Annotated in this window: 12 protein-coding genes; 6 read left to right on the top strand and 6 right to left on the bottom strand. The window is 60.8% G+C overall.

All coding sequences use genetic code 11. From position 1 onward, the window contains the following. The first annotated feature begins 5 nt into the window (after positions 1 to 5). The 3 genes from ACQY1J_RS02040 to ACQY1J_RS02030 are packed head-to-tail and all read left to right on the top strand — an operon-like array spanning position 6 to position 3,045. Positions 6 to 974 (top strand): flavin reductase, encoded by a 969-nt coding sequence (locus ACQY1J_RS02040; protein WP_092662867.1) that lies wholly within the window; start codon positions 6 to 8, stop codon positions 972 to 974. 25 nt (positions 975 to 999) lie between these two features. Continuing rightward, entirely contained in the window at positions 1,000 to 1,881 is an 882-nt protein-coding gene (locus tag ACQY1J_RS02035) for an MBL fold metallo-hydrolase (protein WP_430249926.1), read from the top strand. Positions 1,882 to 1,920: 39 nt separating this feature from the next. After that, positions 1,921 to 3,045, top strand: a complete 1,125-nt coding sequence (locus ACQY1J_RS02030) for a zinc-dependent alcohol dehydrogenase family protein (protein WP_113111592.1) — start codon at positions 1,921 to 1,923, stop codon at positions 3,043 to 3,045. 54 nt (positions 3,046 to 3,099) lie between these two features. Here the strand turns inward: ACQY1J_RS02030 and ACQY1J_RS02025 are convergent, their stop codons facing one another. Continuing rightward, entirely contained in the window at positions 3,100 to 3,384 is a 285-nt protein-coding gene (locus tag ACQY1J_RS02025; RefSeq protein ID WP_430249924.1) for a hypothetical protein, read from the bottom strand. Positions 3,385 to 3,633: 249 nt separating this feature from the next. Here ACQY1J_RS02025 and ACQY1J_RS02020 point away from each other — a divergent pair, with 249 nt between their 5' ends. Further along, positions 3,634 to 4,224 carry a DUF4360 domain-containing protein gene (locus ACQY1J_RS02020; protein WP_062577828.1) on the top strand — a complete coding sequence of 197 codons (591 nt, stop codon included), beginning with the start codon at positions 3,634 to 3,636 and terminating at the stop codon, positions 4,222 to 4,224. A 57-nt stretch (positions 4,225 to 4,281) separates the two neighbouring features. Continuing rightward, entirely contained in the window at positions 4,282 to 5,673 is a 1,392-nt protein-coding gene (locus ACQY1J_RS02015; RefSeq protein ID WP_113469222.1) for a DUF4360 domain-containing protein, read from the top strand. 80 nt (positions 5,674 to 5,753) lie between these two features. Here the strand turns inward: ACQY1J_RS02015 and ACQY1J_RS02010 are convergent, their stop codons facing one another. The 4 genes from ACQY1J_RS02010 to ACQY1J_RS01995 form a co-directional block, all read right to left on the bottom strand. Next, entirely contained in the window at positions 5,754 to 8,882 is a 3,129-nt protein-coding gene (locus ACQY1J_RS02010; protein ID WP_430249922.1) for an efflux RND transporter permease subunit, read from the bottom strand. 30 nt (positions 8,883 to 8,912) lie between these two features. Further along, positions 8,913 to 10,025 carry an efflux RND transporter periplasmic adaptor subunit gene (locus tag ACQY1J_RS02005; RefSeq protein WP_430249920.1) on the bottom strand — a complete coding sequence of 371 codons (1,113 nt, stop codon included), beginning with the start codon at positions 10,023 to 10,025 and terminating at the stop codon, positions 8,913 to 8,915. Positions 10,026 to 10,078: 53 nt separating this feature from the next. Continuing rightward, positions 10,079 to 10,363 (bottom strand): hypothetical protein, encoded by a 285-nt coding sequence (locus ACQY1J_RS02000; RefSeq protein WP_430249918.1) that lies wholly within the window; start codon positions 10,361 to 10,363, stop codon positions 10,079 to 10,081. A gap of 233 nt (positions 10,364 to 10,596) precedes the next feature. Next, positions 10,597 to 12,495 carry a mechanosensitive ion channel family protein gene (locus ACQY1J_RS01995; protein ID WP_430249916.1) on the bottom strand — a complete coding sequence of 633 codons (1,899 nt, stop codon included), beginning with the start codon at positions 12,493 to 12,495 and terminating at the stop codon, positions 10,597 to 10,599. A 204-nt stretch (positions 12,496 to 12,699) separates the two neighbouring features. Here ACQY1J_RS01995 and ACQY1J_RS01990 point away from each other — a divergent pair, with 204 nt between their 5' ends. Further along, entirely contained in the window at positions 12,700 to 13,047 is a 348-nt protein-coding gene (locus ACQY1J_RS01990) for a hypothetical protein (protein ID WP_430249914.1), read from the top strand. A gap of 74 nt (positions 13,048 to 13,121) precedes the next feature. On the opposite strand, the gene ACQY1J_RS01985 is transcribed toward ACQY1J_RS01990, so the two are convergent. Beyond that, positions 13,122 to 14,639, bottom strand: a complete 1,518-nt coding sequence (locus tag ACQY1J_RS01985; RefSeq protein ID WP_430249912.1) for a sensor histidine kinase — start codon at positions 14,637 to 14,639, stop codon at positions 13,122 to 13,124. Positions 14,640 to 14,846: the final 207 nt, after the last annotated feature.

Raw genomic sequence — 14,846 nt, 5'->3', positions numbered from 1 at the left:
TCACCATGTCCAACGACCCCCGCATTCTGCGTAACGCGCTTGGATCCTTCGCGACCGGCGTGACCGTCGTCACCACCCGATCCGCGGACGGGCAGGATATCGGACGCACAGCAAACAGCTTCAGTTCGGTGTCGCTCGATCCGCCGATGATCCTCTGGAGCCTTGCCAGGACATCCTCGAGCTTCGACGATTTCCGGCAGGCGGGCCATTTCGCAGTTCACATCCTGTCAGCCGAACAGAGCGACATCTCCGGTCTTTTCGCCAGCAAGAAGGAAGACAAGTTCGAGGGGCTGACCGTGGAGAGGGGAGACGGCGACATTCCGCTGCTCAAAGACTGCGCTGCCCGTTTCGAATGCCGGACCGCCCATCAGTATGAAGGCGGGGACCATATCATTTTCGTGGGCGAGATCACCGGGTTCGAGCATTCGAGCACACCGCCGCTGGTCTTCCATGGCGGGCAATACGGCCGGCTCATTCGCCACGCGGGCGAAAACACCTCGTTTGAGAAAACGGAAAGCAGTCTTTCGCCCGATGATTTCATCTACCAGATCTCACGGGTCTTCTATCAAATCCGCAACGACGCGGTGGTCGAACGCCGGCGGCGCGGATGGAGCGGCGCGGACTATGCCGTGCTGACGCTGCTCGGCCATGAGGATGGCAGGACACTCGACACCATCAGCGAGATCGGTCGCTCGCGCGGAGACGAGATTACCGACGAGACGATGGCAAAGCTCGAGGCCGAAGGGTTGATCGAGATCGACGGGACAGCCCCACGGCGTGCGCATCTGACGGGCGCGGGACGCAAGGCGATGATGGAGATCGTCGCCATGCTGAAGGCTGCCGAAGCCGACTGCCTTGCGCTTCTCGACGAAAACGAGGTCTGGGTGCTGAAACAGTTGCTGAACCGGCTTGCGACATCGACTGATTCCGGTTGGCCGCCGGTCCGGCAACAGGCAGTTGTCGCGAGCGCGTGAGCAGGCCCGAACTTCGGAGAATTTCATGACCCGTTTTGCCATTGGAGACATCACCGTTTCGGCCATCTGGGAGCTGGAAGATACATCGTTCCGGATGAAGACGTTCTTCCCTCTCGTTACGGACGAGATCCTCGAGCGCGAGCGTTCCTGGCTTGCACCGGCTTTCTACGATGCCGATAGCGATCGGATCAGGCTCAGCATCCATGCCTGGCTGGTCGACACCGGCCGGCACAAGATCCTGATCGATACCTGCGTCGGCAACGACAAGGAACGGCACGCTCGCACCCAGTGGTCCAACCTTTCGACCCCGTTTCTCGAGCGTCTTCGCGCAACAGGCGTTGAGCCCGAGGACATCGATTATGTCTGTTGCACCCATCTCCACGCCGATCATGTCGGCTGGAACACAAGGCTGATCGACGGACGCTGGGTTCCGACCTTCCCGAATGCCAAGTACATCTTTGGCCGCACAGAGTACGATTACTGGGCCGAGAAATACGGCTCCGATCCCGGCGGCCATCATCTTGCAGCCTATAGCGACAGCGTTCTGCCCGTCGTGGAGACCGGTCAGGTCGTGCTGGTCGACGATGGGTATGAACTGGATGGCTGCCTCACGTTCAAACCGGCGCCGGGCCACACGCCTGGCCATGTCGCGATATGGCTGCATTCCAATGGCCGCGAATGCGTGTTTTTAGGCGATATCATCCATCACCCGATCCAGCTCAAATATCCGCAACTGAGTTGCATGGGCTGCGAAAATCAGGCCCAGTCCGCGCTTACGCGGGCAGCATTGCTGGGCGATATCGCCGACACCGAGACTATGCTGATGACGGGGCATTTCCTGGCGCCGCACGCCACGCAGATCGAAACCGACGGCGGAAGTTTTCGCATGCGGTGCAGACAATGCTAGTTTTCACGCGCCGCATTCCAGATTCCAGAGAGGTATGACATGAAGATCCGAGCCGCAACGCTTCGCCAGACAGGCGCGAGCATGCCTTATGCGGAGAGCAAGCCGCTTGAAATCGCCGAGCTGGATCTCGATCCGCCGGGGCAGGGAGAGGTGCTTGTGCGCATTCGTGCCGCAGGGCTCTGCCACTCGGATCTCTCGGTGATCAACGGAAGCCGGCCGCGACCGCTGCCGATGGCAATCGGTCACGAGGCCGCGGGCGAAGTGGTGGAGCTGGGTGAAGGTGTCGACGATCTTGAGGTCGGCGATCACGTCGTGCTTGCCTTCGTGCCAAGCTGCGGCCACTGCCTTCCCTGTGCGGAAGGAAGACCGGCGCTCTGCGAACCGGGTGCTGCAGCAAACGGCAAGGGCACACTACTGACAGGCAGCATTCGGCTGAAATCGCATGGCGAGCCGGTCCATCATCACATCGGTTGCTCGGCTTTTGCCGAACACGCGGTCGTGTCGCGCCGCTCGATCGTCAAGATCGACAAGGACCTGCCGTTCAACGAAGCAGCGCTCTTCGGCTGCGCGGTCCTGACCGGCGTCGGCGCGGTGGTGAATACGGCGAAGGTCCAGGCAGGCCAGACCACGGTGATCATCGGCCTCGGCGGGGTCGGGCTTGCTGCTCTGCTGGGAGCTATTTCGGCGGGTGCGGCGCAGGTCATCGCCGTCGACCTCTCGGATGAGAAGCTGAGCATCGCCCGCGATCTGGGCGCCACGGCGACATTCAATGCCCGCGATGCGGACGCGGTCGATAAGGTTCGGCAGCTCACCAATGGCGGCGCCGATTTCGCTTTCGAGTTTGCCGGTTCCGAAAAGGCGCTGGAGAGCGCCTACAGGATGACACGGCGCGGCGGGACGACGGTGACAGCCGGACTGCCGGCACCCACCGCGACGCTTCCCCTCAACATCGTCAGTCTCGTCGCCGAGGAGCGAACGCTGAAGGGCAGCTATATCGGCACCTGCGTCCCCGTCCGCGACATTCCGCGCTACGTTGCTCTCTACAAGTCCGGGCGCCTGCCGGTGAACAAGCTTCTCAGCGGCGAGATCCCGCTCGACGAGATCAACGAAGGTTTCGACCGCTTGCACCGGGGCGAAGTGATCCGGCTGGTTGTTCAAATGTGACGGCGGGCTTGAGCGGTAGAGACGATCACCATCGGGCGTCGCTCGGTGTGAATTCTATGTCGTCGCCGTGCCCGGTGTGGACAGCTTGAACGACATTCGATGAAATCCATCGCATGATGCCGTCGAGGAGCGGCATCCTTTAGGACGATAAAGCCGCTGATAACCGCCATCAATCGCTTTTTGCCTCTGCGCGCGCCGGTGTTCGGCAGCCCGCGAGGATTGAGATGGTCCGGCTTCACTGGAACGGATGGATGGTGCCGTCGCAGCGCAACTCGACAGGCCAATGCCGAGGCTGACCGCCAGAGCTGAAAGACGCAAAGTTGTGCCAATCCTGAACATCTGAATCTCCTCGGTCAGTGCTTTTTGCTTCGATGGATCCGGTTTCTCGCGCAAAGTGATTGGATTGCCTTAATTAGACCTACGAAAAGTACCTTCACCGCCACTTTTAGTTAAAAATCTTTTAACTCTCCTACTGACATTTGGCATCAGGCGAATGACTCCGACATGAATGTCCCACTCAGGAGAAGTTCAGCTCACTCGCGTCATGCCGCTACCGAACGCCACGTTCGACAAAATTTGAGGAACCCCATGAAAACCGCAGGTCTCTTGCTCGCATCTCTCCTTATGGCCTCGGCCGCCCAAGCAGACGATATCTCGCTTGGCACACCAGGCTATGGCGGAAGTGGTTGCCCTTCTGACAGCGTATCGGCGACCATCAGCCCTGATGGAAAGGCTCTCAGCCTGCTGTTCGACAACTACATTGTTGAAGCCGGCGGTGATACCGGCAAATCCCTGGACCGCAAGACCTGCAACGTTGCCATACCGGTCCATGTCCCGCAGGGTCGCAGTGTTTCGGTCCTCGCGATCGATTACCGCGGGTTTAACCAGCTCCCACGCGGCGCGCGCTCGCAGTTCAATGTGGAGTACTTCTTCGCGGGCAGAAGTGGTCCGGCATTCACAAAAACGTTCAACGGCCCGGTCGAGAAGGATTATCTGATTTCAAACAAGCTCGTTGCGGAATCACTGATCTGGTCGGCGTGCGGCGAGGACGTAAACCTGCGCACCAATTCCAGCATCCGCGTCAATACCACGCGCAAGCAGGAGGCCATGGCGACAGTTGATACGCAGGACGTGAAGGCAGCGATCGTCTACCAACTTCAGTGGCGCGACTGCCGCTAAAAAGGAAAATCCGGGGCAGCACGGTCGCTGCCCCCCCGATGCCGGGAATATTTTGTCATGCGTATCCGCCGTTTCCTCCCGCTGCTTGCTGTGGTCAATTTCTCTGTTCCAGATCTGGTGCTCGCAGCAGACGGATGCGCTGAAGGGACATACTCGCGCGTCCGATCACCCGACGGCAACGCGACCAGTTATCTGTTCGACGATTTTTCGGCGACAGCGGGCGGTGCCTCCGGTATCCGCCGCGCCACGACACGCTGCTCGCTCAGCGTACCGGTGACACAGCCGGATGGTCACTCAGTTTATGCGATGGACTATCGCGGCTTTGTTTCGACGTCGGAAGGGCAGGCCGTGTCCATTCAAGCTCTCAAGGATCGGATGGAGATACTGAAATACGAGGCGTCCGGCCCAGTGGATGCCGACGTCGCGGTTGGTGGCAAGGTCGGGGTCTCGGGATCGAGCACACTCGACCTTACAGTGCTCCTCACATCCGCCGGGCCCTTGGACGATGAGGCCCAGGACGCAATCCTGTTCCTCGATACCATCGATTTCGCTCGCCTCGGCTTCACCACAACCCGCTCCGTGGTGGACTCGATGAACCAGATTGCACATCAGCGGCAGTCCATTGCACTCGATCTTTCTCAAACCGCACTAACGCTGTTAGGCCAATCCGAGCGCTTCGACAGCGGAAGCTATGTCTCTCTCTCGGGCAACAGTGACGCGGCGGCGGGCTTTAACGCTCGCTGGGAAGCTGGCAGCGGCTTCAGCCTGCTTGGGGGCGCAACACGCGTCAGCGCGAGCGCGTCGGACGCTCTCTCGGACGACCTTGCGCTCTTTGCCGGAGGTATCCGATACACGACTGCGCCGGCAACATGGCGTGCTTTCGGGGAGGCTGGCGCATGGGGATCGCCCGATGTTTCCGCGTCGCTCACCCGAAGCTACATGAACATCGATGAGATGATCCAGACCGGGGGTGCGACATCTGGATCGTTGTTTGCGTCCTACGCTCGGGTTGGTGTCATCTACGCGCCCGACGATACCAACGAACTGGCGCTGTCGACCCGTTTCGCTCGATCCTGGCTCGACCTCGATGGCTATGGGGAAGACAAGACCGACAATCTCTTCGCCGCCAGGATGGGATCCGGCTCAACGATCACTGACAGTCTCGGCGCCGAATTAGCTTGGAGCCGCAAGCTCGATGAGCGGTTCGACCTGACGCTTTTACTGGGTGTAGGACGCACGTCCGCAGACAAGAAGGGCGTAGAAGCCTCCGTCGACTGGGTCGGCGATGTCAAGGGCAGCACAGAGGACCAGAATTATGCGGCGCTTGGCGGACGCATCGGGTGGATGGTTACCGAAAAATGGCAGGTCAACACCTCTGCCGCAGCAACGTTTCGCGAAGACGCCGATCCTGTATGGAGCATCGGCGGCCAGCTGAAGGCGTCGTTCTAGGTCCCCGCAACGAAAGCGCTTACGTGGAGGTTCGGTTTCATGCGAACGACTTTACAAGGCTCTCTGCTTGCCGGCCACAGTTAGCTTGAAACTGGAACGCGACGTTTGAAGCGCTCTTCCATTCTCTGCATGACGACGAAGAGCGACGGTACGAAAACGACGGTCAGGCAGGTTGAGCCCATCATGCCGGTCAGAACCGCGAGCCCGATCGACTTTTGCGCGCTCGCTCCCGCCCCGGTCTGCAGCACGAGCGGCACGACGCCGAGGATGAAGGCGATCGACGTCATCAGGATCGGTCGAAGCCGCGTGATCGCAGCCCTTATGGCCGCATCCACGGTCTCTGCGCCGTCATGCAGCCGCAGATGCCGCGCGGTTTCAACGATCAGGATCGCGTTTTTGGCCGACAGTGCCACCAGCAACACCAGACCGATCTGCGTGTAGAGGTTGACGGCGGCATTGAGCGACAGCAGCGTCGTAGCCGTTCCGATCAGCGCGAGCGGGACGGTCGCGATGACGCTGATTGGTGCGTACCAGCTCTCATATTGGCCAGCCAGAACGAAATAGACTAGAAGCAGGCTCAGGCCGTAGACCAGATAAATCTGTCCGCTGAGTTCTCGTTCCTGGTAGGACACAGCCGTCCATTCCCGTTCGAAATTGTGAGGCAGCAGCGACTTTGCGATCCCGTCGAGTGCATCGAGCGCCTGGCCGGTCGAATAGCCTTGCGCCTGCGAGCCGATGATTTGAGCGGATGGATAGAGATTGTAGAGGCTGATCAGCGCAGGCCCGGTGGCCGGTTTTACGTCTGCGATCGAGCCCAGCGGCACCATCTGGCCGGAGGCGCCGCGCAGCCGAAGCCGCTCCAGGTCGGCGACTTCGGCGCGCCTTGAGGCGTCTGCCTGTACATAAACCTGGAAAATGCGGCCGAAGAGGTTGATCTGGCCGGAATAGGACGATCCGATGTACTGGCTGACAGCGTCATAGGCGCCGCCGACATCGATCTCGGCGCGCTGAGCCTTGCTACGGTCAATCGAGACGGCAAATTGGGGGGCGTCGGCACGGAACGGACTGAAGGCTTCGCGGAATGTCGGATCAGACCCTGCTGCACGGGCGATGCTGGCCGCCACTTCTTCCAAAGCCGCATAGTCGAAGGCGCCGTCACGGGCCTCTACCTGCATGGTGAAGCCAGCCGCGTTGCCGATACCCTGGATCGGAGGCGGCGGAAGCACGAGCGCCTGTCCGTCCGGGAGATCGGCAGTCAGGCTCCGCAGGGATGTGTAGAGCGACAACAGGTCATCTCCCTGCTGGCGGAGGCTCCAGTCCTTAAGGATCACGTAGAGGACACCCGCGTTGGAAAGGCTGGCATTGTTGTTGAGGGCGGAGACGCCGCTGATTGCGACCGCTGTCTCGACGGCATCCAGCTTCTCGACCCGCCCCCGCAGGTTTTCGATTGCGCGGCGGGTGCGCTCGAGCGACGCGCCCTCGGGCAACTGGACAGATATCAGAAAATACCCCTGATCCTCGATCGGCAGGAAGGCCGTCGGCACCTGCGCCAGCAGGGAGAGCGAGAGCGCGACTAACAGCAGTGCCACCAGCGAGACTGTCACACTGAAACGGGCCATGATCCTCACCAGCCCTGCATAGACCCGTTCGACGGCGTCGTAACTTGCGTTGAAACCGCGGTAGACGATGTTTTTGCGCGGCTTCAGGGCATGTGGTTTCAGCCATAGGGCGCGTTGGGTCGGCTTCAGGGTCACGGCGTTGACCGCGCTGATCAGAGCCGTGGCGGCAATGACCAGCGAGAACTGGCGATACATTTCGCCACTGAGGCCAGGCAGAAAGGAGGCCGGGAGGAACACGGCAAGCAGCACAAGTGTGATGCCGAGGATCGGGCCCATCAACTCGTCCATGGCAAGCGCCGCCGCCTCCCTTGGCGTTTTTCCGTCATCGAGATGGCGAGCAGCGGCCTCGACCACGATGATTGCATCGTCAACCACGATGCCGATGGCAAGGATGATGGCGAACAGGGTGGAAAGATTGATGGAGAAACCGAACAAGGCCAGTGCGCCGAAGGCGCCGATGCTGGTGACAGGCACCGTGGTGGCAGGCACCAGCATCGCGCGCCAATCCTGCAGGAAGATGAGGATGACAACCAGCACGAGGAACGCGGCTTCCACCAGGGTGTGGTAGACATCATCGATGGCGGCCTTGACGAACAGCGTCGTGTCGAACGGCACGGAGTGGCGAAGCCCTTCGGGAAAGTCGGTCGACATGACCTCCAGTTTTGCCTTGACCGCCGCTACGACGTCGAGCGCGTTGGCTTCGGGCAAAAGAAAGAGTGCGAGGCCTGCCGCCGGCTTTCCATCGAGACTGAAATCCTGGCTGTATTGCTGAGCACCCAGCTCTACCCGTCCCACGTCGCGCAAGCGCACGAGATCACCATTGTCATTTGCGCGCAGGACGATGTCTTCGAAGGCCACCACATCGGCGAGCTTGGAGTCGAGCTTCAGCGTGTACTGGAAATCGCGTCCCTCCGGCACCGGTGGAAGGCCAAGCTGGCCGGCGGACGATGTGCGGCTTTGCTGGCGGATCGCGTTGTTCACATCTGACGGCATGAGACCGCGTGCCGCCATCAGGTCCGGATCCATCCAGATGCGCACCGCATAGTTGCCGGCGCCGAAAACCGAGACACTACCGACGCCGGGGATGCGAGCGATCTGATCGATCAGGTTGATGGTTGCATAATTGGTCATGAACAGGCTGTCATGATCCGGGTTGTCGGAGGTGAGTGCTACAATCGCCAGAATAGCCGTCGAGCGCTTGGCCGTCTGCACGCCTTGTGCCTGTACGGCATCCGGAAGGGAAGGCGTCGCACTCGCCACACGGTTCTGCACCAGGATCTGCGCCGCGTCGGGATCGGTGCCGATCGCAAAGGTCACGGTGAGTGCGTAGGTGCCGTCACTGGTGGAGGTCGATTGCATGTAGAGCATGCCCTCGACGCCATTGACCTTTTGCTCGATCGGCAATGCCACATCCTGGACGATCGTCTCGGCGTTGGCACCGGGATAGCGTGCCGTCACCTGCACCGAGGGCGGTACGACATTCGGATATTGTGCGACAGGCAGGCTGGCCAGCGCCACCAGACCGAGTATGACGGTCAGGAGCGCGATCACGTTCGCAAGCACCGGTCTATCGATAAAGAACCTGGCCATCCTGGGGCATTCCCTGTTTCTGTAAGCAGATCAATCGAGTGCCGTCACGACTTCGACGACTTCTCTGGCACGCAACCCAGCCCCGCCCTTGACGATCACGCGGTCGCCCTCCCTCACGCCGTGGACAACTTCCCGTCGGCCACCGGCGGCTTTTTCTCCGAGCGCGACCTTGACGGTTGCGACCCTGCCTTCGGCATCGACGATTTGAAGCGTTCGGCCCAACTGGGAATTGCCGATCGCGGCTTCCGGCACGGTCAATGCCTTGCGCGTGACGATCGGGACTCGGACGCGGGCAAACATGCCCGGCGATAGCAGGCGTTGCGTGTTGGCAATGACGCCGCGAAGGGTCACGGTTCCAGTCGCGCTGTCTAGCTCGGGGGCAATGTAGTCGAGATATCCACTGTAAGGGTAGGTCGCGTCACCCTGAAGACCGGCTTCGACCCGGATCGCCCCGAGGCTCCTTAGGTCTATATGGCGCTCAGCCATCGCGCGGCGAAAGGCGATTACCTGCCGCTCATCGGCCGAAAAGAGTACGTGGAGCGGGTCCGGGACGACCAGCGATGCGAGCTTCGGAGCCGATGCGGAATTGATAAAGGCGCCTATATCGGCCGCGCGTGCGGATAGGATACCGGCGAAGGGCGCCTTCACTTCCGTGTAGCTGAGGTTGATGTCAGCACTTCGCACCTTGGTCTTGGCGGCTTCGACCTGTGCCTCGGCTGCCAGTCGCTGTGCCACCGCCGATTCATTTGCACTTTGCGATACGACCTGCTTGGCAGAGAGTCCTTCCTGCCGGGCCGCGTTTGAGACGGCCTGTTGCAGGTTGGCCTGCTGCTGACGCAGTTCTGCTTCGGCAGCTGCGAGGATGATGAGATAGGGTTCGGGTTCTATGAGAAAGACGACGTCACCTTTTCGCACGGTGTCGCCGTCATTGAAGTTCACTTTCTCGAGCGTACCGGAAACTCGGGCGACGAGGTCAACCTGGTTGATCGCGCGGAACGTTCCTGTCGTCTCCAGGTACAGCGTCACTTCAACGAGGGTAGGTGCCTCAACCATGACTTTCCGCTTCTCGGCCTGGGCGCAGGCCTGCCCGACCCAGCCAATCAGCAGAGCTGCGGCCACCACGGGCAACAGTGCATGTTCCATGGAAAGATCCTTCCCTTGCGCATGTCGTGGCAGGCCTGCTCAGGGAGCGGCAGCTATTTCAGCGACTGCAACTCGTTCGGCGTCAGGAGTCCGTTCTTGTCCTTGTCGATCCGGCCAAACGCCAGGTTGTAGCGACCGGCCTGCTTGACCTTGAGGGCTATCGGCTTTCCGGACGCGGCCATCGTGTCGATGAAAACCTTGAATTCGGGTTGGTCCAGCATCGTGTCGGCGTTCTTGTCTGCGGTCATGAAGGCCTCCTGTTGCGCATAGCCGCTCGAAGCGACGGCGAGCCGCCCGAAGACGACCAGAACAGGGGTGATCAGCTTAACGTTTGCCATTTCGATCTCCTTTGAGTGTTGCGATATCCGCCAGGTTGATCCCTGTGTCGGGAGCCTCCTGCCGGGCGGACGCGGTCAGCAGTCCATTCTTCAGTTGCGGAACTGCCAGCATCAGCTAATCCGGACCAATTCTTCGCGACGAGGCCGCAGGACCTGCTCCAAGGGACTGGTCAATGTCCCTGCGATGCTGGACGGCACGATCAACCAAAGGCTGCAGTGAAGCCATCCCATGTTCATGGGGTCTGCACCTCGTCCAGCGTGCCAGCCACCGGGGCTGCGGTGGCGCGCCTTTCAGCAAGGGAGACGTGGACGCCATCTGGCGCGAGATCGAAGCCGGAGGCTTCGAGCACTTCAAGCAGCAGAGAGCGGATCAGGGGAAGGGCGGTCACCGCTGCGGCACGCGCCAAATTGAAGCTCAACACCAGCTCCCTGGTCTGCAGATGGGCTTCAGGCGGGCTGATGGCGATCTTGCCGACGATATCGGCCTGAAGCCTGGTTTCGCTTCGAAGGGTCGACGCCGCCAACCGCATTAACCGCGCGTGCCCGACGGCGTCCGTGTCGCTCTCCAGTCTCAGGCTCACCCGAGCGAGGACGAGTCCGCGACTGCGGCTGACAACGGTCTCGATCTGGCCGTAGGGAATTGTATGCAGCCTGTCATCTAAGCCGCGCAGTCTGAGACTGCGGATCAGTATCTGCTCCACCCTGCCGGGAGTGGAGTCGATCTCAATCTCTTCGCCGAGCCGGAACGCATCGTCCAGCATCCAGAAAATGCCCGATATTACGTCCTTCACCAACGCCTGGGACCCGAGACTGATGGCCAGACCCAAAATGCCGGCGCCGGCTATGATGGGAGTGGTGTCGACCCCCAGAACCGACAGGGTCACAAGCGAGAAAATCGATCCGATGAGCCCCAGCAAGACCACACGCAGGATCGGCAGAACCGTTGTCATACGCGCAAGGTGCAACTCCGCGTCTTCCAGCGAGGTGAGAGCCTCCTTCGGCATCATGCGCGACTCTACCCATGCGTGGGTAACCGCGGCGAGCACGGCAGCGAGCACCAACACCAAAAGCGAAAAATTGATCTGCCGAGAGTATTGCGGCCAATCCTGTTGCGGGATGACCGCAAGTGTGCCGACCAGCCAGTACTCGACGATCAGCCTGAGGATGACAACTGCCGCCAAGGCATCGATCACCACCCTCACCACGAACAGTCGACGCATCACCTCGGGCTTGCGCGACAGCTGGATCGAGAGGGCGATCGAGCGATCGAAGGCCAGCGTCAGCATAAGGGCGATCGTTGTTCCCTTGATCCCCTGGTACAGGTCAAACTGCTGCATCAGCCAGCCCCATATCCACAAGCCTGACACCAGCAGGATCATCCAGGCGGCGACCATGTGTAGCAGCGGCGTCAGGCCGTGCCGGCGCAGAAGATGCAGCAATCGAAGAGCCGCCGCCGTCATGGCAAACGCGCCGAGTATCGCCAGCAGCCGCACTGAGTTCGGCGGCATGCCGACGCGGGCGGCTGCGGCCAGAAGGCACACCATCAGGTATCCGCACGCCAGGATCACGGCGCTTCGCCTAAGTCCTTTTTCCGCTCCGCTCTCGTCCAGCGGCAGAAGCCGCAAATGAGGAGTGCGGGGCGAAAAGACAATGCCTAGAAAGGTAATGGCAGACAGCCAGTAGATGACGGAAACGAGAAACTCCCTGGCAAAGCCATCCCCGAGCGGATCGGCGCTCAGCAGTCGAACGGCTATTGCGCGCCCCACTGCGATGGCGGCCAGCAACGGCACAAGGCTCCAGGCCGTCCGTTTCAAGACGGCGAGGAATGGGACGCGTTCGCGCGCGGCAGCCTCGCGTCGGCCTCTCAGACCGTAACTGCTGAGCAGAAAAATCAGCATGACGACACCGCCGGCGCCAACGCTGAGGGCAAGAACCCTGGGCGCCGAGGTCATGGACACCGTGCCCGCCCATAACAGTTCCTGATCAAGATGTGGCAGGGCGAGCGCCGTGTCCACCAACGCCGTCTCGAGACGATCGAAGACCTGCTCTGCGCTGACGATCCAGTCCGCGACGTTGACGACAGACTGATCGGGGGCCGGGGACGGGCCTGTTGCAGTCGCGGAGACGTCCATCGTGCCAGTCCCGTTCGCACTTGCAGAGAAACTACGGCTCGCCGGGCAAACCGGCCTGGCGAGCAACCGATAGTTTCAACCATTAGGTGCGTTTAAGATGCGCATCCACCCCATGTTCATGGCGTATTCGCGGCACCGGAAACGGGCATGATGGGGTCAAGCCGGTATCCGTCGGCGCAGTTCAGAATCCGGGAGACATTCGCCATGAAACATCGCCCAAATGGTTTCAAGGCCGCATTGGCCCTTACCTATCTTGCCGTGCTGGCAGCGCCAATTTTCACGGCCGCGCCGGCGGCGGCCGTCGTGTATTGCAACGCCGTCGGCGTCCCAAAAGGCTGCGTGGTGCGCCCCCCGGCCGCGGTGGTCGTCTACTGCACGGCGCCGGCGGTTCCGCTTGGTTGCGTGGCGCGTCCCGTGGCAAGGACCGCGATCTATTGTACTGCTCCGGGCTTGCCGGTTGGCTGTGTCCGCAGGCCGGGCGTTCGCGCACCCGGTCTCGGTGTCAAGCCGGTCAATCGTGGTGGCCCGAGGAACCGTCTCGGCATCAGATAGTCCAGGCGATGAAAGTGTCTCCGCGCTCGGTTCCTATGACCTTATCCGCGCGCTCCCCGCTGGCATCAGCCCCCTTAGCCGGCTTCGGGGAAGTCGGCGGGTAGCAGCAGCGAGACCGTTGTGCCGAGCGGTGCGCTTGTGACGGACAAGGTCACATCGCAGAGGGCTGCGCGCTTTTTCATGTTGAGCAAGCCCCGGCCCTGCACCGTCCCCGCCCCATTCACCGCATCGACCGCAAAGCCGCAACCGTTGTCCCTGACGGAGATCTGGCCCCTCGCGTCGCCGTCGGGGCCAGCTATGGTCTCGATCATGATCGTCACGATCGATGCGCCCGAGTGTTTGATCGCATTGGTGACAGCTTCGTCAAGCAGCCTGATAACCTGGATAACGTGCCTTGGACGCAGGCCTGGATAGACGGGAAGTCCGTGTGGCGACTGTACGCTCCAAACCAGCTGCATGTCGTGGGCGCGCAACTGGCCTGATATCCGCTCCCTCCAGGAGCCAAGGGCAAGCATGAGGTCGCCATCGATCTCTTCCATTGCGTTGATGACCAGACGAAGATCGCGCAGCGCAGCGCGAGCGGCATCTCCGATTGTATTCGTTGTATCTCTCGGCTGTTCGGCAAGAGCGACGATGCTGACGAGTTGCCCGCCCAACCCGTCATGCAGGTCCCGCATCAATCGCGTCCGCTCCGAGGCCAAAGCCGCCGCCCTTGCGCGTTCTTCTTCGCGGGAAAAACTTGCCCTGAGCTTGACCTCGGCCTCCGACACTTGCTTCACCAACCGGTCGGCGAAACTGTCGGCATCATTCAAAGCTTGGACGAAACGCCAGGTCAGCCAGACTCCGATGACGATCAGGACGATCGAATAACCGAACCAGCCGATAAAGATCCGTTCACCCGGAATGAGCCGGCTGACCGTCAGGATATCGTTCAGGGCGCACCCCAGCATGACTGAGAATACAGGCGCCATTATCAGCGCCTTTCGGTTTCCGCGCAGAGCTGCGTTGCCCAAAAGGAGGCAAGCAACGGCGGCGCAGAGAGCAATCGTTGGTGGCCCTAGCGGCAGGAAGAGTGCGTGAAGTAAATCATGCTGTCCCGTAAGGCCCGCAAAGGCAATAATAATGCCGGGTACGAATGTGAGATGAAGCCATCGCGGTGGCGGCATGTCGATGAAGCGCACGATGAAGTGCAGAACCAGCGGCGCTTGCGTAACAACGGCAGCGCCGACGAGGCCGAGAGTTTGTGGTGATGCTGGCATCGAGACGAAATACTGAAAAAAACCGATCAGCATGGCGAGCGCAAGCAGCCCATAGCTGCGATCGTTCCGGCGGTTGATCCAGATCAGGCCGAGGATCGCTCCCAATGTCGCCTGTCCGGCAACGAGGATGAGTGGCAGGGTCTCGAACATGATTGACCGCTGATCGTGAACCGGTCTCAGGACCTTGTCCGGACCGGCATAAACGCTGTCCAGATAGCCGCCGACCGGCCCCCATGTGACGAGGTGAATGATCAGCTCATTGCGCCCCTCATGCAGCAGGCTCTCCGGAATCGTCGCTATGGCGGACGTATTGCGGTCGGGTCTGCGGCTCATAACATTCCGGTGCGTATCGTGGATCATTGAGCCGTTAACCTCGAATTGTACGCCCGTGGTAAAGCGCGGCACGAAAATGCTCCATGCCAGATCTTTCTGTGTGGTCGGTCGTTCGAGTGAGACGCGATAAATCGCGGAAGAGGTTGCATCTTCGGAGACGGGCCGAAAGTCCGGGAGGTTCACAGAACGGAATTGGCCTGTCGCGTC

The organism is Neorhizobium sp. DAR64860/K0K1 (assembly GCF_050500205.1).
Taxonomy (GTDB): Bacteria; Pseudomonadota; Alphaproteobacteria; order Rhizobiales; family Rhizobiaceae; genus Neorhizobium; species Neorhizobium soli.
The sequence above is the reverse complement of the archived record's forward strand: the minus strand, read 5'-3'. Positions and strand labels throughout refer to the sequence as shown.

Coding starts and splice junctions, on each gene's coding strand:
- ACQY1J_RS01985 (WP_430249912.1), bottom strand. CDS start 14,639: ATGAGCCGCAGACCCGACCGCAATACGTCCGCCATAGCGACGATTCCG.
- ACQY1J_RS02020 (WP_062577828.1), top strand. CDS start 3,634: ATGAAAACCGCAGGTCTCTTGCTCGCATCTCTCCTTATGGCCTCGGCC.
- ACQY1J_RS02005 (WP_430249920.1), bottom strand. CDS start 10,025: ATGGAACATGCACTGTTGCCCGTGGTGGCCGCAGCTCTGCTGATTGGC.
- ACQY1J_RS02015 (WP_113469222.1), top strand. CDS start 4,282: ATGCGTATCCGCCGTTTCCTCCCGCTGCTTGCTGTGGTCAATTTCTCT.
- ACQY1J_RS02000 (WP_430249918.1), bottom strand. CDS start 10,363: ATGGCAAACGTTAAGCTGATCACCCCTGTTCTGGTCGTCTTCGGGCGG.
- ACQY1J_RS02035 (WP_430249926.1), top strand. CDS start 1,000: ATGACCCGTTTTGCCATTGGAGACATCACCGTTTCGGCCATCTGGGAG.
- ACQY1J_RS01995 (WP_430249916.1), bottom strand. CDS start 12,495: ATGGACGTCTCCGCGACTGCAACAGGCCCGTCCCCGGCCCCCGATCAG.
- ACQY1J_RS02025 (WP_430249924.1), bottom strand. CDS start 3,384: ATGTTCAGGATTGGCACAACTTTGCGTCTTTCAGCTCTGGCGGTCAGC.
- ACQY1J_RS02040 (WP_092662867.1), top strand. CDS start 6: ATGTCCAACGACCCCCGCATTCTGCGTAACGCGCTTGGATCCTTCGCG.
- ACQY1J_RS01990 (WP_430249914.1), top strand. CDS start 12,700: ATGAAACATCGCCCAAATGGTTTCAAGGCCGCATTGGCCCTTACCTAT.
- ACQY1J_RS02030 (WP_113111592.1), top strand. CDS start 1,921: ATGAAGATCCGAGCCGCAACGCTTCGCCAGACAGGCGCGAGCATGCCT.
- ACQY1J_RS02010 (WP_430249922.1), bottom strand. CDS start 8,882: ATGGCCAGGTTCTTTATCGATAGACCGGTGCTTGCGAACGTGATCGCG.